Origin of the sequence: Bradyrhizobium sp. SEMIA (assembly GCF_014844175.1) — a bacterium.
In the GTDB taxonomy this organism is placed as follows: domain Bacteria; phylum Pseudomonadota; class Alphaproteobacteria; order Rhizobiales; family Xanthobacteraceae; genus Bradyrhizobium; species Bradyrhizobium arachidis.
The window spans coordinates 927,516-945,885 of sequence record NZ_CP046601.1 but is presented as its reverse complement, the minus strand read 5'-3'; the positions used below and the strand labels follow the sequence as shown (position 1 = coordinate 945,885).

Here is an 18,370-nt window from a genome sequence, read left to right as displayed (position 1 = left end):
CTTCTTCGGCTTTCGATGATTAATTTTGATGCAATCGTATGCAATGGCTATGCCAAGGAGAAACTTATTCTGCAAATTGCCCCTGCGACGACAAGTCCTTGTGATCGATTGAAGACAAAGCAGCCCAGCTGCCTATTCTGGCATCAAGATTGCAAGTTTGGCCCCGGAATCTCCTGGGAGTTTTGGGCCATGCGTATTCGTCTATCGACCTGTCTCGCCATGCTTGCGCTGGCGTTATCCGCAATCCCGGTGCGCGCCGAGACCGTGGTGCGCTACGGTATCTCGATGGCGGATATTCCGCTGACGACCGGCCAGCCCGATCGCGGCGCCGGCGCCTATCAGTTCACGGCCTATACGATCTACGATCCGCTGGTGGCGTGGGAGATGGACGTCGCCGACAGGCCGGGCAAGCTGGTGCCGGGCCTCGCCACCGAGTGGAAGGTGGACGATGCCGACAAGACGAAGTGGCGCTTCAGCTTGCGCAAGGGCGTGAAGTTTCACGACGGCAGCGACTTCAATGCCGACGCGGTGATCTGGAATCTGGACAAGGTGCTCAACGACAAGGCGCCGCAATTCGACAAGCGGCAGAGCGCGCAGGTGAAAACCCGCCTCCCCTCGGTCGCCAGCTACGCCAAGATCGACGATTTCACGGTGGAGATCACGACCAAGACGGTCGATTCCTTCTTTCCCTATCAGATGCTCTGGTTCCTGGTGTCGAGCCCGGCGCAGTATGAAAAGCTCGGCAAGGACTGGGACAAGTTCGCGAGCCAGCCTTCCGGCACCGGCCCCTTCAAATTGACGAAACTGGTGCCGCGCGAGCTCGCCGAGCTCACCAAGAACCCCGATTACTGGAACAAGAAGCGCATTCCGAAGGCCGACAAGATCGTGCTGGTGCCGATGCCGGAAGCGCTGACGCGCACCAATGCCCTGCTTGCCGGCCAGGTCGATCTGATCGAGACGCCGGCGCCGGATGCCGTGCCGCAGCTGAAAGCTGCCGGCATGAAGATCGTCGACAACGTCACGCCGCATGTCTGGAATTATCATCTCAGCGTGCTGCCGGGCTCGCCCTGGACCGACATCCGCCTGCGCAAGGCGCTCAACCTTGCGATCAACCGCGACGAAGTCGTCGGCCTGATGAATGGCCTCGCAAAGCCCGCCAAGGGCCAGGTCGATCCGTCGAGCCCGTGGTTCGGCAAGCCGACCTTCGAGCTGAAATATGATCTCGCTGCCGCAAAGAAGCTGGTGGAGGAAGCCGGCTATTCAAAAGCAAAGCCGCTGAAGACCACCTTCATCATCGCGCAGGGCGGCACCGGCCAGATGCTGTCGCTGCCGATGAACGAATTCCTGCAGCAGAGCTTCAAGGAGATCGGCATCGACATCGACTTCAAGGTGGTCGAGCTCGAGACATTATATACGCACTGGCGCAAGGGCGCGGCGGACGAGATGAACGCCGGCATCACCGCCAACAACATCGCCTATGTCACCTCGGACCCGCTCTACGCCATCGTCCGCTTCTTCGCCTCCGACCAGATCGCGCCTGTCGGCGTCAACTGGGGCGGCTACAAGAACCCGAAGGTCGACGCCTTGATCAACGAGGCCAAGCAGACCTTCGACACCGCCAAGCAGGACGATTTGATCGCGCAGGCGCATGCCCTGATCGTGGACGATGCCGTGCTGGTCTGGGTCGTCCACGACACCAACCCGCACGCGCTGTCGCCGAAGATCAAGCAGTTCGTGCAAGCGCAGCACTGGTTTCAGGATCTGACGACGATCGGGACGGAGTGAAGCGGGGGACACCGGTGTCGTAGGGTCGGCAAAGCGCAAGCGTGCCCACCAATGATGCGGTGAGAAAGACGTGGGCACGGCGCGTTGCGCCTTTGCCCACCCTACGGGAGCCGTGGGCGCCGCAAGTGCTCGAGCCAAACTGCCGCGCCAAACACCGCTGTCGTCCCGGGCAAGCGTAAGCGCAGACCCGGGACCCACAACCACAGGGAGTGGTTTGGCGAGGACTCTGAGTTACCAGCTCGCGCCACAACTACTCCCTGTGGTTATGGGTCCCTGCGTTCGCAAGGACGACACTTGTGGTGTGGTGCCAGCGGCGCCGACACCCGCCCTACTTCGTCAGCAGCGCATACGCCCCGGTCCAGCCTTCCGCCGGCGGATTGACCTGGAAATCCTTGACGCGCGCCTCGTAGAGCTTGAACAGCTTCTCCAGCGTGTCGGCGTCCTCGCTCTTGCGGCCGCGCGCAATCGCGTCCAGCGCACCCTGCCAGTTCCGGCTGCGGTAGCAGCCGAGCATCTCGATGGTGATGTTGCGCAGGCGCTGGAAGGCAGCCGAATGCATCACGTCCTCGCGGCCGGCGATGGCGTAGATCACCTCCGGCTCGGTCTTGCCCTTGACCATGATGAAATCGAGCTCGAGGATCGCGAACTTGTCCTTGGCGGCGAGCGCGGTTCGGGATCCCACGATGATCGGAAAACCGTATTCCTTGGACTGGCCTTCCAGCCGCGAGGCCAGGTTCACGCTGTCGCCCAGCACCGAATAGTTGAACTTGCGGTCCGATCCCATGTTGCCGACAACGCCGATGCCGGTGTTGAGGCCGATGCCGACATTGAGCGGGATGTAGACGTGGCCGCCGTCGGCCGCTTCTTCCTCGCGCTCCTTGTTGACCACGTCGATCTTCTCGAGCATCTGGATCGCAGCCTCGCAGGCATTGATCTCGTGCTGGGGATCATCGAGCGGCGCATTCCAGAACGCCATGATGGCGTCGCCCATGTATTTGTCGATATAGCCCTTCTGCTCAATGATCACGTTGGTCAGCGGCGTCAGGAAGCGGTTCATCAGCGCCGTCAGGCCCTGCGGATCGTGCTTGTAGCTCTCCGAGATCGAGGTGAAGCCGCGCACGTCGGAGAACATGATCGTCATCTCGCGCTCCTCGCCGCCGAGCTTCAGCTTCTCCGGCGACTGCGCGAGCTGCTCGACCAGCACGGGCGACATGTACTGAGCGAATTGCCCGCGGATCTGCACGCGCTGGCGCTGCTCGCGCACGAAGCTGGAGAAGATGAACGTGATGTAGATCGCGGTCGTCGAGAGCAGCGGATAGGTGAAGTCGATGAGGTAGCGGTACTTCGCGTAGAAGAACCAGGACGTGCCGACCAGGATCGCGGCGAACATCGCGCCGGCAAGCACGAGGCGCACCGGTCCGAGATTCGGCGTGAAGATGATGACGAGCAAGCCTATGATCATCGCGACGAGCAATTCGACGCCGAGCGCGTAGTTCGGGCGGGAGATCGCAGCGCCGGTCAGTACGCTTTCGAGCACCTGGGCGTGTATCTCGACACCCGGCATGGCCCGCGACACCGGCGTGGTCTTGATGTCGTTCAGGCCGACCGCGGAGGTGCCGACCAGCACCAGCTTGCCGGTGATCCTGCTCGGCGATACCGTGTTGTCGAGGACGTCGGCCGCCGAGACGTAGATCGAGGGATCGTGGCGGGCATAGTGCACCCAGAGCTGGCCGTTCTCGTCGGTCGGGATCTCGACACCCTTGAGGCGGACGGCGCGGATGCCGGTCTTGTCGGTCCGCACCAGCAGCGTCGGCGTTCCCGTGACGACCCGCAGGATTTCGAGGCTGAGCGAGGGCATGATGTTGCCCTGGGCACGCATGATCATCGGCACACGCCGGATCAGGCCGTCGCGCTCGGTGCGGATGGTGAACAGGCCGCGGCCGGCGGCGACCTTCTCGATCACGGGCACGTTGCGCAAGAGGCCCGGGAATTCGAACAGGAAGCGCTCGGCCCCCGCTTCACCGACCGTTGCCACGCCGGTGAAGGGAAGCGCCTTGTCGATCTCCGACGTGATCGCCGACTGCCCCGTTCGCCCAGCACCACGCGCGAGCGCTTGATCGCCTCCGAGAGGATCTGGTCGTTGCTCGGCAGCTCGCGCAGCCTGGCTCGGGTGGCGTCGTCGAGATAGCGCATCTGGCTCGCGACCAGATCCGGATTGAGCCGGTCGGCTTCGGAGAACACCACGTCGAAGCCGATTGCGACCGCCCCGTTGCTGGTGAGGCTCTGGATCATGTCCGCGATCCGCGTCCGCGGCCACGGCCACTGTCCGAGCCTGGCGAGGCTCTTGTCGTCGATGTCGACGATGACGACCGGACGCGCCGCCTTGTGGCGCGGATCGAGCAGCTGGAACATATCGAAGGTGCGCAGCCGCAATTCCTGGACCGGCGGCGGATCCCACAAGCGCAGTCCCGCAAACACGGCCAGCAGCACGAGGCACATCACCCGCGCAAGGCCGAGCTTGCGTGCAAACCACCGCCGCAGGATCTTGAGACGCTTCATTCAGTCGGACTTCCTGCCGTACTGGCCGATCATGGCGCGCCGGCGCGCGATTGGCTATTCCCCGAATGGGAAGGATCGTGGATTTTTTTGCCGGGGGGCGAGCTGCGTGTTCGTCGCGGGCAGGCCAGCCGCACGCCGGCCCCGGCGCGCATCAGGTGATGTGGAAGATGAAATCGCTGGCCTTGAGGTTTGCGGCGATCACGTTCTTGAGCAGCAGCGTCTCAGTCTCCGTCACCGGCGCGCCCTCAGGCTGCATGACCTGCTGATGCCAAGTGACCAACGTATCGCTGGTGCCGTCCTGCTGGGCAATGGTGAGATTGCCGATGGAGCTGACGCCCGAGAACTGCCGCAGGTCGATCTTGTCGAGGCCTTCCGTGAAATCGGTGATGGTGTGCGTGAACTCGGTGACCGGCTGCCCGTTGTCGTCGTACAGGAGCCCCGGCGCGAACACGAACTGGTCCTTGGCGCCGCCGCCGGTCAGCGTATCGTTGGTATCGGTCGCGAAGATCACGTCCTTGCCGTCGGTGCCTTGCAAGGTGATGCCCTGGCTGGTGTTGCCGGCCTCGTTGAAGATGAAATTGACGGTGTCCGACAGACCGGTGGTCTTGTCCGTCACCGTCACCCTGATCTGGTCCGTGTCCGGCGCTGAGGCTTCCGGATCGGTGGTGCCCCCGGTCGGATTGTAGGTCGGGCCGGTCTCGAAGCCCAGGTTGATGTCGTCGAGCGAGCCGGACGCCGGATAGAAATCGACGCTGCTGAGACCGGGATGCGCGGTCGAGACGGTGACGGTGAAGTCGTGGGTCGCGGCGCCGGCATCGGTGTCGGTGACCACGAGATCGGTGATGATGTCGCTGTTGTTCTCGCGGACATGCTCGACGTGGAAGTTCTCGGTGTTGATGACCGGGCCGCTGCCGACCGGCGCCGTCACGCTGGTGCCGATGCTGGTCAGCCCGTCCGAGACCGGCGTGGTGCCGCCGGTGCCTGTGGCGGTGAGGTCGATCGTCTCCGTCGCGCAGCCGGTCGTGATCGCGCCGGTATAGGTGTCGTCGAGGGCATGGACGCCGAGAGCGCCCGGCGTGCCGCTGAAACCTTCCGCCGGCACGAAGCGGATCAGCGTGTCGGTGCTCAGCACCAGCGCGCTGGTGTCGCTGACGCCGGAAATATCGACCCAGTGGTCGGTGCCAGCAATCTCGTACTGCCAGACGCCCTCACCCGAGGAGGCGCCGTCGGCGCTCACCGCGATGGCCTTGAAGCTCGCGCCGGTATCGGCGTCACCGAACTTGCTCGCGAACAGATCGCTGATGGTGCATCCGCTCGGATCGCTGTCGTTGCCGGCGACGGACGCCAGCGTGGCGTCGTCCAGCGTCGGCGCATCATTGCTGCCGGCGATGTTGATGGTGATGGTCTGGCTTGCGCCGGTCGTGTGACCATCATTGGGCACGATGGTGTATTGCAGCGACAGCGTCTGGCCGGCGGTGAGGAAATCGAAGGCCTGGCTGCCCGAGTTGAATTCCCAGGTGAACTGGGCGTGCGTGGCGGTGCCGTTCAGGATGTCGCCGGATGGCAAGACGAGATAGCTGATCAGATCCGAGGCCGACAATCCCTCGAACCCGTCCGCCTGCAGATGGCCGTCGAGATAGATGCCGACGCCGGTGGCGGAGACCGCCACGTGATCGGCCGTGTCGACATCGGACAGGGTCAGCGTGCGGTGAAGGTCGAGGCCCGCATTGGTCTCGTCCGTGGTCGCGCTGGCGCTGTCACCGCTCTCGACCGTGATCACCGGCGCATCGTTGGCGCCGGTCACGTTCACCGTGAACGAGGCCGTGCCGGTGGCGCCATGCGCGTCCTTGGTCTGGACGGTGAAAGTATCGGTATAGTTGCCTTCCGACAGCGCATTGATCGCCGCTGCATCGGGAACGTAGGTGTAGCAGCCGTCGGCGTTGACCGTCAGCGAGCCATAATGACCTGCGAGCGTCGTCACGGCGTGGCTGGTCGCATCCAGCACGGCATAGGTCAGCCCGGCCGTCTCGCCATGATCGGCATCGGTCCCGACCAGCGTCCCCGTGATGTCCGAGAAGCTGTCGGTCGTGGCGGTATCCACGAGCGGGCCCGTGGTCACCGCTGCGACTGTTGGCGCGTCGTTCTCGCCGGTGATCGTGACGGTGACGTCGGCCGCAACCTTCTGGCTGGCTCCGTCATCCAGCGTAATGGTGGAGACGACCTTGACCTTCTGGTCCGGCCCGAGGAAATCGAGCTTGTTGTCGGCGATCGAATAGTTCCAGGTGACGGTGCCGTTGTTCTTGCTGGTCTGCTGGTAGCTCAGCGCGCTCTTCAGCGCGGCGATCTCGTCGGCCGTGAGCGAGGCGGTGAGATCGGTGATGCCATCCGCGGCGAGCAGGGTCACGGTCTGCTCGGTGACGCTCGCCGTCGGCCGGTCGGTCAGGTCGATGTCGGTGAAGTGGATCGAACCGGTCGCGGCCGGCGCCGGGTCGGGCGTGGGGTCGCCGGTCGTGCTCTCGCGCTCGGAGAAATCCGCGCTCAGCGTCGCCGTGGCCGTGTCGAGCGCCGGCGCATCGTCGTCCGCATGGATCGTGATCAGCGTGTGGCCGGTGCCGTCATCGCTGCCGGCGAAGTGCGCGTGGCTGTAGTCGGCGCCGGTCAGGTTCAGGCTGATGCTCTTGCCGTCCGCGTCGGTGACGGTCAGCACGCCGCCGGTCGAAGGATCGGCATTGGCGACGTAGACCGCGCTGGTGCCGAGCCCGTACTTGATCGTCGACAGGTCGATCGTGTCGGTCGCGGACAGTTCCGAGATCGATCCGCCGAAGCTCGCCGTGTCGATCTGAAGCTCGGCGCCGTCGCCGGCGAGCGTGATCGTCTGCGAGACCGTGCCATCCAGCTTCAGTAGCGCGCCGGCGTCGACGGTGACCGAGCCCGTGCCGGACAGCGAGCCGAACAGGGTCAGGACGCCATCATGAACCTCGATGATGCCGGTATTGGCGATGGTGCCCGAGATCGATGCGGTGCCCCAGCTGTCGATCTCATGGGCGTTGGTGATGTTCAGGCCGGTCCCGGAAATCGAGGCGCCGTTGAGCAGATCGATGACGCCGTCGTTGACGATCGAGGACAGATTGCCGAACACGCTGGTGCCGGACACGGTCCAGGTGCCAGCCGCCTCGTTGTTGAAGGTCGCATGCGCGACCGAGATGTTGCCGTTGATCTCGTGGGAGTTGTTGATCGTGATGGCGCCGCCGGTCTCGACGATCGCATAGGTCGTCGAGGTCACGGTCGAGGCGACGGCGGCTCCGATCGTGCCGGAATTGTCGATCGTCGCCGAGCCCGTGGTATTTTCCTGGATCAAGATCGCCGCATGGCCGGTCGGGGCCACGATCGAGCCGGAATTGGTGATGTGGGTGGAGCCGGTCGCACCAGTTTCGTTCTGCGTGACGCTGATGCCGGCGAGGCTGGTGCTGGTGATGTCGCCGTGATTGACGATGGTGACGTCGCCCGCGCCGTTGGCGATCGCGGCAAGTCCGACCGCGCCCGTGGCGGAGCCGTCATTGGTGACGCTGACGTCGCCGCCGCCGTGATCGAACGCGCCGATCGCCGTACCTGCGGCGGTGATCTCCGAATTCTGGCCGGTCGTGACCGTGATGTCGCCGACGCCCCAGGTGAACGCCTCGATGCCGTAGCCAGCATCTGCAGTGATCTTCGCATCGCTGTCGACGGTGACGTCGCCGTTGACCAAATTCGAGAAGGAGCCGGTCCCGCCAGGCTTGTAGCCGGCGATGATGCCGCCCGGGGTGGTACCGTCGGTATTCAGCGTCGCGCCGGAATGAATGGTGCCATGCGCCTCGACGGAGATCGTGCTGTCCAAGCCACCCGCGATCGCGGTCGCATAGTTGACGGCGACGATGCCGGAGCTGCCTGACGTGATGCTGTCACCCTTCGCCAGGGTGACGCTGATGTCGCCCTGGTCGACGCTGAAGGCCCTGATGCCGTAGCTCGTCGCGCCCGAGATCGTGACGTTCTCGCCGAGGGTGACCGTCACGTCGCCGGCGCCGCCGCTCAAGGCCGCGGCATTGATGCCGATGCTCTGGGTGCCGGCGACGGAGATCGTGGTGCCGGCGAAGCTGTTCACCGTGACGTCGCCATTGCCGTAATTGTAGGCGTTGATGCCGTAACCGGCCGCGGCGGTGATGTTGGCGTGGTTGTTGACGACGACCGTGCCGTTGACGTCGGTGTTGTCGTTGGTGCCGCTCGTGGCGCCGGTGTAGCCGACCTCGATGCCACCGGGCGAATTGCCGGCGAGATTCGGACTGCTGCCGGAGTTGATCGTGCCGTAGGCGTTGACGGTGATCGCGCTGTCGTCAGACCCGTCGAGCGAGACCGCGCGATTGACCACGACGATGCCGGAGCTGCCCGATGTAATGACGCTGCCGGCCTCGGTCGTCACGGTCTGGCTGCCGCTGCCGTAGCTGCGCGACCGGATGCCGTAGATCGAGCTGCCCGTGATCGCGCCGCCGGCGTCGATGGTGATGTCGCCGCCACCCTGCGTGACCGCGTCGATGCCGTAGGCGCCGCCTGCGGCGCCACCGAGCTGGGTGATCGAGATGTCGCCGCCATTGGCGCTGTTCAAATTCTCGACGAGAACGCCGACCGAATTCGCGCCGGTGCCGGTCGCCTTGCCGGAGACGTTGTCGATGGTGATGTCGCCGACGCCGGTGGCGCTGTCGCGCAGCGTGATGCCGTTGCCGGCGAGGCCCTTGATGTCCCCGGCCGCGGTCAGCGAGATGGCACCGGTGCCGTTCTGCGTCACGACCACGCCACCGGCGGCGCCGGTCAGCGTTCCCGTGGGCGTGAGGACGATGTCGGCGGGGTTGGCCAGCGCGCCGCCCGACGCCGCGAAGGCGAGCGCATTGCCGCTCGATGTCGTGATGTCGGCCGTGCCGGTGATGGTGAAGGTGCCGCCCGTCGACGACTGGCCCGTGATGGTGCCGGTAAAGCTCTGGCCCGCGACCTTGTCGAGCTGGAGCGTGCCGGTGCCGCCGGCGAAGGTGATGGTCTGCGCGGTCGCCCCGCGAGCTCCAGCGTCGCGCCGTCGTCGATGATCACCTCGCCGACGCCGCTGAGACCGCCGGACAGGTAGAGCGTGCCGGCCTGCACCTCGATGTTGCCGGTGTTGTCGACGGCGGCCGAGATCGTGCTGGAACCGGAGACGCCGTAGAGATTGCCGGCATTGCCGAGGCTGCCGCCATTGATCGAGACGTCGGTGAGATAGAGCTTCGAGAGGTTGTCGACGGTGATCGTTCCGGTGCTGCTGTTGCTGACAGTGAGATTTGTCAGCTTCAGCGCGCCATAGTTAATCGCCGCGAGAGACGCGGTGTTGGAGATATCTTCGCCGGAGATATCGAGCACACCGCCGTTCGCCTGAACGAGACCGTGATTGGTGATGAGGTGGATCGTGGCGGGATCGATCGTCAGCGTGCCACTGGTGACAGTGATCGTACCCGTATTGGTGATGTCGGCATTGTCGATGGTGCTCGTGCCGGTTGATTCCAGCGTGCCCGCGATCGTGACCGTGCCGCCATTGATGCTCGCGCCGCTGATCGTCAGCTTGCCGTTCGCATCGACCGTGACATGGCCGGTGTTGGTGACGCTGGTGCCCTGGTCGATGGTCAACCAGCCATTCGCCAGCACCTTGATCGTGCCGGTGGCGGTGTTCGAGACCGTCTCGTGGGCGAACTCAGCCGTGCCCTTGACGTTGACGTTGCCGGAATTGTTCAGCGTGCCGTCCTCGATCAGGCTGGTGCCGTCGAGCTCCAGCGTGCCGAGAATGGCGACGGTGCCGCCATCGACGGTCGTGCCGTCGACGACCAGCGTCGTGCCGCCATCGGCCTTCAGCGTGCCGCCCGCATTGTGGATCGCAGCCAATGTCTTCAGCGTGCCGCCGGACAGCTCGATCGTGCCGGAATTGGTGATCGTGGCACCGGCAGCGAAATCGCCGCCGCCCGCGAGCGTCAGATGGCCGGCATTGGTGAGCACGCTGGTGTCGAGGATCTCGGCCTTGCCGCCGACCGACATCGTGCCGGTCGCGGCGTTGGTGAGGATCGAGTCGGCGCTCATGTTGAGCGCGCCTGCGATCGTCAGCGAGCTCTGGTTGATCAGCTTCGGCGGCGGGCCGCCAAAGTCGTTCATCGTGATCGACTTGGCGAAGGCGGCCGTGTCGATCGTCACCGGATAGGACGGCGTCAGGCCGTGCAACTGGTCGGTGATGACGATGACGTCGTCATTGATGGTCGGAACCGTGCCGGTTTCCCAGTTGGCTGCGTCCTTCCAGAACCCGCCCGAGGGAGCGCCCGCCTTGTCGGTCGCGATCCACACCACTGCGGGCGCGTCGGTGCCCGTGATGGTGACGGTGATGGTCTGCTGCGAGGTCGCGCCCTGCGAATCCGTGAGCGTCACGGTGTAGACCAGCGTCAGCACCTCGCCCTTCGGGATGAAGTCGGCGAGGTAGACCGGCAGATCGGCCAGCGACCAGTTGATGGTGCCGGTACCGTCGCCGGTGCTGTCGGCGCCCGACGCGATCGAGACCGACATCGCCTTCGCAAACGCCGCGAGCGGGCCCGGCGGCACAGTGCCGTCGGGCAGGGTCGCGCTAGTGAGCTTCACCGACACGGTGTGCGTGTCGGTGAGGTCGACATCGTCGAAGCTCAGCGTGCCCGAGGTCGGAACGTCGCTGGCGAGCGGACCGCCCGGCACGCTGGTGCCGCCCTCGAAGGTGATGGTCGGAACGCTGGTTGTGATCACCGGCTTGTCGTTGGTGCCGGCGATGGTGATGGTGATCGGGATGAGGATGGATTCAGGATTGACGGCGAAATTGTTGTTGACGCGGACCATGTAGGTCAGCGTCAGCGTTTCGCCGGCCGCGAGGAAATCGAAGACGTGGTCGGGGATCGTGTAGGTCCAGACCGCCGAGCCGTTGTTGTTGTTGGCCGCGTCGGGGACGACCTGGATAGCGACCTGCGTCGCCGCGATGTCCTGCTTCTGGAGCGCGGAGAGCGTACCGGTGACGTCCTGCTGGCCGGCGTTCTTGTAGACGTAGTTCGGCGCATCGCCGAGGCTGATCGACACCGTCGGCTGGTCGCCGAGATTTTGGTCGACGAAGGTGATCCGGCCTGAGATCGTGTCGGAACCCACGGCGTCGCCGGTCCCGTCCGCGCGGCCGCCGGTCGCGTTCGCGTGCTCGGTCAGCGTGAATGCCGTCTTCACATTGCCGTTGGCATCGAGGCTGCGCGCATCCGGCGGGCCAGGAATGCGGGTGCTGGTCACCGGTGAGTTGCCCGGCCCCGTCGAGGGCAGCGGATTGAGATTCGTGAAGGTCAGGATCGCGGTGGCGCCTGATGGCGTCTTGATCAGGATACCGTCGCTGGTCTGCGTGATCGTGTCGGTGAAATTCGTGGTGAGCTTGGTGTTGGTGTTGTTGTCGGTGAACTTCAGCGTGAACACGTCCGTGATCAGCTTCTGCACGTCCGGCGACAGCAGCCCGTTGGTGATCGAGACGTTGCCGCCGCTGATCTGGATCATCTGGCCGGCCTGGTTGACCGTCGCGATCGGCAGCAGCGTGACCTTGTCGAACAGGATGTAGGAACCCGTTGTGCCGTTCGGCTCGACCAGCACCTGGAAGCTCGCCTGCGGCTGCGGATCGCCGCCGCCGGCGGGAACGACGAAGTTGATCTGGGTCAGAACCGCCGTGCCGCGGATGCCCATGGTGGCGACCGGCGTGTCGATCTTCATGTCGCCGTGCTTAGCGGTCTCGCCGGCGACGAAGGTGATGGTGCCGGCGACGAGGCTGAGCAGCGAGGAGTTGCTCGACCCGTTGGGGTCGTAGACCATCTCGTTCAGCACCATCCGCGCATTCGAGGACAGGCCGAACACGGTGCCGTCGATGAAGGTGATGCCGATCGTCGAATCGGCGCCGGTCGAGACCACGTCGCCCTTCTCGACGTTGTCGCCGTTGTTGAGGATGACCGAGACGCCGTTGCGGATCGCGGTCGCGCTGCCGGACAGCTTGGTGACGTGGCCGATGACCTGGGCCGCGGCGACGCCCGACGCGGCCTGCGCATATTGCACATGGCCCGTGAGCGCGTTGACGACGTCGCCGGTGAGATGGGCGCCGTCGGGCGAGGCGACCGCCGCGCGCTTGTCGCCCCTGAAATAATCGTGAACGACGAACTCGTGCCCGTCATGGGACAGCACGAGATCGAGGCCGGCGCGCTTGAACTCGCCGCTGAAGATCAGATTGGCATCGGGAACAACCACCGCGCCGTCGGGCACGTGACCATGCGCCTTGGCGATGAACGGCGTGCCGGTAAACGAATCGATATGGAGGTCAGCGGGCGAGCGGGAACCCTGACCGTCCATAGAGAGCGCGGCGTCAAATTTGCCAGCGTAGTTCAACCAGGCACCGTAAAAAGGGTTAATATTTATGTAAGTATCGACCGACTAAGCTTGCTTAGCATTACCAAGTCGTTAGCGAAACCATCTATTGCTTGTGTGATTTCGCGTCACTTGGCCATATGAGCCCACGCCGAGCGGTGCCGTCACAGAGTAGCCGAAGTAGTTTTTGAAGCATCCCAAAGTCGAAATAGGCTTATCTGCGTGCATTTCCAGTCATCCGAAGTAATCTATCGTATAGGTGAAACGGCAGATACTTGCGTCATCTTTTCTTCGTGATGCCCCGCAGCATCCTGCGGCAAATACGGGTCTGAATCTGTGACCTAATTAACAGAACCCGTGAAATAGCGGACTGTTAGCCATAGGACCCAGAATCGCTGCCTCACAACTTGCGCCTGCAATTGGTTCCATTTCGCGGCAGCAACCGCTCTCCTAGCCGGCGAATCGTAAAATTTTAAGCAATTTGGGCAGGCCCGTTTCAGCCTGTCCTCCGGTTTTGGGACCCTGGCGGTACCCGTTAAGCAGAACAAAACGGCCCGCCTCGCACTATCTCCGCGAAAGCAACAAAGCCGGCGCGTCGAGGTCGAGGGGACCCGGCGAAGCCGGAAGGGGATGTCAAATGGAGACCGCTGCTCGCTCGCGCACCTGGCGCGCAATCCTTGTCATGTGCGGCTTGATCCTGCTCGGATCGGCTGCCGAGCTTCGCGCCGGCTCGCTGCTGTCGCCCGGAGCGGGCGTCCTCGTGCGCAAATCCGCCGAGCCGTTCGGTGTGTTCGCCTTCGCGATCTCCGGCGGGAGCCTGCGGGAGAAATGGTCTGCGCTGAAGGCCAGGCTCGACGACGACATGGTGCAGCTCGCGCTGTGCGACGGCGACCGCGACAATTGTGCTTCGCCCGCGGCCTTGAGGCTGCTCGCCATCGTCGACCAGGCCCGCGCCCGCGACGGCCGCGCCCGGCTGGGCGAGACCAACCGCGCCATCAACCTTGCCATCCGCCCCGCCGATGACGGCGCCGACGACGTCTGGAGCTCGCCGCTTGCCACCTTCGCGCGCGGCTCCGGCGATTGCGAGGACTATGCCATCGCCAAGCTCGCCGCGCTTCGCCTTGCCGGCGTTGCCGCCGACGATCTCCGCATCGTCGTGGTGCGCGACGTCAGGGCCGGCGAAGAGCATGCGATGGTCGCCGCAAAGCTCGATGGCCACTGGCTGATGCTCGACAACCGCCGCATGGCGATGGTCGAGGATGACGCTGCGCGGAGCTACCGGCCGCTGTTCGTGCTCTATCAGACGGCCGTGATGAAATATGTCGACGAGCCGGTGCGGTTCTCGATGGTCGCCACCGAGGGGCGCTGATCTAGGAGCGTGTACTCATAAAGGCGCAGATGTCGTCTTTTGGGGTCTAAGCAGAAATGTTCTGCTTAACCAGAGTATTGCTGTTTTTGACCCAAAGCGGGAGCCGCCAATGCGCAATGGCGGACATTCGCTCGCATGCCCCATGGAATGGGATCAGGAGCGCGAACAATTGAGCCGCGCGAGTGGCCCAGACTTGTAGATGAGGAATAAATCGCCAGTATAGTGAAAATATTCTCCAGCAAACTCCTTAGTCGCAAACTTAAGTTGGATCTTGTTATTGCTGGTAATGCGGGGAGCAAGGATTTTCCCGTCGCCGGTCGTTATGGACAGCTTGTTCTTGTCGCCCAACGTCACGTTCAGATCGATTGGTCTTGGTTGAACGGCTGGATTGGTCATTTCTTGAACGACCTGTCCTTTGCAAGCGAACTGTTGCTCCGCTGCACCGCCGGACCTAACCATCGTTGTCAGCAAGATTAGGCTACCCACAGTCAATCGAGTTGCTTGGACCATGACATTGCTCCAATCCGGTACCCACGTCTTCGGTACTCTCACTCGTAGCCACAGATTTGGTCAAGGCGCGCTTCGGTTGGCGATGTCCGCGTATGGCCCTTAGCGGACCAATCGAGGCAGTGTGCCCGAAGGCAGCTTTTGACCCGAAGGCGACATCCGAGGAGGTCGCCAGACAATAGCCTTGCTGAGATCACTCTCCTTGACATTTCAGCTTGTCGACGCTGACGCTGCATTGCTCAGCGATTGTCTCAGCCTTCGCAGCGTTGGAAAGGTATCACCATGAGGAAGACGTTGTTGGCCCTCGCTGCCGTCGCGACTTTGGTCGTTTCAGCAGCCTCGTCCGCTTATGCTGGTCCGCGCTACGATTACGGCCCCGGCGGCAATCCGTATCCGCGCACTTATCCCGGACCCGGCGGCTATCCGTACTGGTCGGGCTATGTCGATGCCCCGGTTGGAGAGCCGATCCCGCCTTGCCGCTGGATAACCCAGCGCTTCTGGGACGGGCATGGCTGGCGCGAGCGCCGCGTGCGCATCTGCGGCTGATCAGGTCGCGGCTGTTTCGATTGTCTGTTTTTGGCCCTTAGCCGATCTCTTGCGGCGCTCAGGACAACGTCCGCAAGTGACCCACAGCTGACAACCTCGATGACATGTAAATTGGCCTTCTAGGAATTGGCGAGGCAACTGCGCGATGAACACATCCAAGGTTTTATCTGAACGCGAACAGAAGCTATTGATCGCGCTCGTCAAGATGGTCGATCAGTATTTGGTCGAGCACGGCGACGAGGTAGATAGCCTCGCCATGTCTGCGGGCGAGCATGCAATTGAAGCCCTTGCGACTTTTGGTTTGATGGAAAACATCAATACTCGCTTCGGACGATGGACAGAAGCGGGCAACAGGTTTCGCGAAGAGTTCAACAGGATTAAAGGATATCGGTCGGTTGAAAATCCCGGTGGCATTAAGCTGGTCGGCCGGCCAAAGCCTGAAGGCTGACCAATCGTCCGCTTGTGGCCCTTCAATGTCTGCTTCTGGGCCGCTGTTGGGGAATAAGCGGACATCGCGGATTTATGAGTACACGCCCTCGTGGCCTTGTGGCCAGGACCTCATCCCGCCACAAACCCGTTTCGCCCGCGGTTCCGGGGCGCTAGCATAGCGCCGTCTATGCGGGGGCGAGTGGAATGCGGTTCATCGTGCTGTCTGTGCTTGCGCTGCTGGCGTTGCCGGCGGCACCAGGCTTGGCGCAATCCGGCCCATCCGACCGCTCCGTCACCGATCGGCTGCCGCTATTTGCCCGAAACAACTGCCAGTCGATTCGCGATCCCGGCAACCAATTGTTCTGCGGCGATCCCGAGCTCGCCGCGGCCGCCGAGAAGCTGAGCACTGCGATCGAAGCGCGGCTCGCCCGCCTGCCCGATCGCCTGCCCGCGATCGAGGAGAATGCGATCTGGATCCGCCAGCGCAATCTCGGCTGCGGCATCGTCGGCCAGACCGCGATCCGCTCCGACGAGTTCGACCGGGTCAAGGCGTGCCTGCTCAAGGTGACCGAGGAGCGCGCCGCGATCGTGCGCGACCCGGACTTCGACTGCCTTGCCGCCAACACCGCGGCGGGCGCACTGATCTGCGCGGACCCGGCGCTCGCGCTCACCGAGACCGAGCTCAACAGCCAGGTGCTCGGCCTGATCGGCAAGCTCGACCCGACCGCGGCGCGCTTTGCCTACGCCGAATACGGCCGCTGGACGCGCGAGCGCGACCGCAAATGCAATCTGGTCGGCAAGGAGAACGTGCCGCTCGCCGAGCTCGAATCCGCGGAAGACTGTCTCGACGAATATCTCAAGCACAAGAGCGAGGAGATTCGCGCGGCAAAAGGCGATCCGAAGAAGGTGTTCGGCCGGCAGGTCGCGGCGCGCTCGCCCGACACCGACGCGGTCGATTTCTGCGCCGCGCGGATTCACGCCGCCAATTCCTGCGGCAACTTCCTTCGCATCAACCGCGTCTATGCGATCGACAGCCAGGTGACCGACCAGGAGGCGCAGGTCACCGGCGAGATCGAGATGGCCGTGCTGGCGCCCTTCACCACGTGCAGCAAGGTTGCCTCGACCTGCACCGGCACGTGCTGGAATCCCAGGACGGGCCAGCCGCAGCCGGGCGCCGGCAACAAGGAGCGCTCCGCAGAGGCCTTCAACGTCACGCGCCGGCTGAGGATCCAGCGGACCTTTGCGTTCGTCAGAGCCGCCGATGGCTGGCGCTGCCGGGAAGACGAGCTGGCCCCGGTGAATTCGGGCACGGCGGGGGGCGGGTCGTAGGGGCTCTTCCCGCGTAGCGCGCTTCCTCCCTTCTCCCCTTGCGGGAGAAGGTGGCGCGCATAAGCGCGCCGGATGAGGGGTTCTCTCCGGCTCGCGAGACTATTCGTAGGGATAGAGACCCCTCACCCGGCTTCGCTTTCGCGAAGCCACCCTCTCCCGCAAGGGGAGAGGGTGCACCGTCATCGCCGCAAGAGATCAAAACATCAGATTGTCCTTCACCAGCACCCAGCGGCCGCCCTTGACCTGCTGCACCTGGGTGATGGTGTTGGCGAGGTGGTCGGTCTTGGAGAACTTGGTCGGCGGCGAGTTGAAGATGTCGAGGAATTTCTCGCCTGACTCCAGTGAATCAAGCATCTTCTGCCCGGTGATATCCTTGCCCGCCTTGCCCGCGTAGAAGGCGAAGGTCATCACCGCGTTGTAGCCGATCATGGCCTGCGTGTTGGCGTCGGTGCCGAACGACTTCTTGTAGCTGACAATCCAGTCCTTCACCTTGTCCTTGGCCGTGTCCTCGTAGGGGATCTCGAACAGGCTCGCCGCATAGAGGCCTTCGACGGCGTCCTTGCCCAACATCGGCACTTCCAGCACGTTGGTCGGCGAGGCTCCCAGGAAGGTCACGTCCCAACCGAGCTTCTTGGCTTCCGTCATCGCGCCGATGGTCTCGCGGAGGATGGTGCCGAGCACGACGAGATCGCAGCCGTCCGACTTCATCTTGGCGATCTGCGCGCTGAAATCCGAGGCGCCGCGCTTGTAGCTCGTCACCGAGGCCGGCTGGATCTTCATCGCAGTGAGCTGCTGGTTGAAACCGTCGAGCACGTTTTTACCGTATTCGTCGTCCTGATGCATGATGCAGGGCTTCTTGAAGCTCTTCCACTCCACCATGTATTTCAGCGCCGCCCGCGTGCTCTCGACATAGGGCAAGAGGTTGTTGAACTTCAGCCGCTCCTGCGGCTTGGCCGGATCGAACTTGAAGGTGAACTCGGCCGCCGTCAGCGGGAAGAGCTGGAGCACGCCGGCGTCGAACAGGATGTCCTGCGCCGCGAGCACGGTCGGCGATCCCATCGCTCCTACCATCGCGAAGATCTTGTCGCGCTCGATCAGCTTTTGCGATGCCAGCACGGCCTTCTTCGGATCGTAGCCGCTGTCCTCGACGACTAATCTGATCTTGCGGCCATTGACGCCGCCTGCCGCATTGACCTCCTCGGTCGCCATCTTCATCCCGTTTGCTACCGGCACGCCCCAGCCCTTGATCGGACCCGACAGGTCCTGATGGGTGCCGATGACGATCTCGGAGGCCGAGATGCCGTCATTGGTGACCTTGGTTTGCGCCGCGGCCGGCAGACAGGTGAGCGCCATTGCACTCACAGCAAGGCCGAACGCGCTGAACGATTTCGACATTGACGTCTCCTCTCC

Annotated in this window: 10 protein-coding genes and 1 pseudogene; 5 read left to right on the top strand and 6 right to left on the bottom strand. The window is 63.6% G+C overall.

What is annotated here, in order from left to right; translation table 11 throughout:
* The first annotated feature begins 189 nt into the window (after window positions 1-189).
* Window positions 190-1,785, top strand: a complete 1,596-nt coding sequence (locus tag FOM02_RS04470) for an ABC transporter substrate-binding protein (RefSeq protein WP_027562029.1) — start codon at window positions 190-192, stop codon at window positions 1,783-1,785.
* 328 nt (window positions 1,786-2,113) lie between these two features.
* Here FOM02_RS04470 and FOM02_RS47065 read toward each other — a convergent pair whose 3' ends face one another.
* The 4 genes and pseudogenes from FOM02_RS47065 to FOM02_RS04455 form a co-directional block, all read right to left on the bottom strand.
* The gene (locus tag FOM02_RS47065; protein ID WP_416207807.1) at window positions 2,114-2,917 is read right to left on the bottom strand and encodes an adenylate/guanylate cyclase domain-containing protein; all 804 of its coding nucleotides are present in this window, start codon (window positions 2,915-2,917) and stop codon (window positions 2,114-2,116) included.
* A gap of 375 nt (window positions 2,918-3,292) precedes the next feature.
* Window positions 3,293-4,284: pseudogene (locus FOM02_RS47060) on the bottom strand (CHASE2 domain-containing protein); the annotation flags it as partial.
* A 211-nt stretch (window positions 4,285-4,495) separates the two neighbouring features.
* Window positions 4,496-9,160, bottom strand: a complete 4,665-nt coding sequence (locus FOM02_RS04460; protein ID WP_265441460.1) for a beta strand repeat-containing protein — start codon at window positions 9,158-9,160, stop codon at window positions 4,496-4,498.
* 23 nt (window positions 9,161-9,183) lie between these two features.
* Complete coding sequence (locus FOM02_RS04455; RefSeq protein WP_265441459.1) at window positions 9,184-12,765, bottom strand: FecR domain-containing protein; 3,582 nt, start codon at window positions 12,763-12,765, stop codon at window positions 9,184-9,186.
* Between the two features lie 652 nt (window positions 12,766-13,417).
* Between FOM02_RS04455 and FOM02_RS04450 the strand changes: the two genes are divergently transcribed.
* The gene (locus FOM02_RS04450) at window positions 13,418-14,149 is read left to right on the top strand and encodes a transglutaminase-like cysteine peptidase (RefSeq protein ID WP_027562027.1); all 732 of its coding nucleotides are present in this window, start codon (window positions 13,418-13,420) and stop codon (window positions 14,147-14,149) included.
* 153 nt (window positions 14,150-14,302) lie between these two features.
* Here FOM02_RS04450 and FOM02_RS04445 read toward each other — a convergent pair whose 3' ends face one another.
* On the bottom strand, window positions 14,303-14,659 hold the full coding sequence (locus tag FOM02_RS04445) for a hypothetical protein (protein ID WP_027562026.1): 357 nt from the start codon (window positions 14,657-14,659) through the stop codon (window positions 14,303-14,305).
* A 294-nt stretch (window positions 14,660-14,953) separates the two neighbouring features.
* Between FOM02_RS04445 and FOM02_RS04440 the strand changes: the two genes are divergently transcribed.
* The 3 genes from FOM02_RS04440 to FOM02_RS04430 all read left to right on the top strand — a co-directional run bounded on the left by FOM02_RS04440 (window position 14,954) and on the right by FOM02_RS04430 (window position 16,960).
* The gene (locus FOM02_RS04440) at window positions 14,954-15,202 is read left to right on the top strand and encodes a hypothetical protein (protein WP_416207758.1); all 249 of its coding nucleotides are present in this window, start codon (window positions 14,954-14,956) and stop codon (window positions 15,200-15,202) included.
* Between the two features lie 145 nt (window positions 15,203-15,347).
* Window positions 15,348-15,650 (top strand): hypothetical protein, encoded by a 303-nt coding sequence (locus tag FOM02_RS04435; protein ID WP_051378303.1) that lies wholly within the window; start codon window positions 15,348-15,350, stop codon window positions 15,648-15,650.
* Window positions 15,651-15,835: 185 nt separating this feature from the next.
* Window positions 15,836-16,960 carry a DUF1311 domain-containing protein gene (locus tag FOM02_RS04430; RefSeq protein WP_027562024.1) on the top strand — a complete coding sequence of 375 codons (1,125 nt, stop codon included), beginning with the start codon at window positions 15,836-15,838 and terminating at the stop codon, window positions 16,958-16,960.
* A 195-nt stretch (window positions 16,961-17,155) separates the two neighbouring features.
* Here the strand turns inward: FOM02_RS04430 and FOM02_RS04425 are convergent, their stop codons facing one another.
* Window positions 17,156-18,355 carry an ABC transporter substrate-binding protein gene (locus FOM02_RS04425; RefSeq protein ID WP_027562023.1) on the bottom strand — a complete coding sequence of 400 codons (1,200 nt, stop codon included), beginning with the start codon at window positions 18,353-18,355 and terminating at the stop codon, window positions 17,156-17,158.
* Window positions 18,356-18,370: the final 15 nt, after the last annotated feature.

Coding starts and splice junctions, on each gene's coding strand:
- FOM02_RS04455 (WP_265441459.1), bottom strand. CDS start 12,765: ATGGACGGTCAGGGTTCCCGCTCGCCCGCTGACCTCCATATCGATTCG.
- FOM02_RS04470 (WP_027562029.1), top strand. CDS start 190: ATGCGTATTCGTCTATCGACCTGTCTCGCCATGCTTGCGCTGGCGTTA.
- FOM02_RS04435 (WP_051378303.1), top strand. CDS start 15,348: ATGAACACATCCAAGGTTTTATCTGAACGCGAACAGAAGCTATTGATC.
- FOM02_RS04450 (WP_027562027.1), top strand. CDS start 13,418: ATGGAGACCGCTGCTCGCTCGCGCACCTGGCGCGCAATCCTTGTCATG.
- FOM02_RS04430 (WP_027562024.1), top strand. CDS start 15,836: ATGCGGTTCATCGTGCTGTCTGTGCTTGCGCTGCTGGCGTTGCCGGCG.
- FOM02_RS04445 (WP_027562026.1), bottom strand. CDS start 14,659: ATGGTCCAAGCAACTCGATTGACTGTGGGTAGCCTAATCTTGCTGACA.
- FOM02_RS04425 (WP_027562023.1), bottom strand. CDS start 18,355: ATGTCGAAATCGTTCAGCGCGTTCGGCCTTGCTGTGAGTGCAATGGCG.
- FOM02_RS47065 (WP_416207807.1), bottom strand. CDS start 2,917: ATGTTCTCCGACGTGCGCGGCTTCACCTCGATCTCGGAGAGCTACAAG.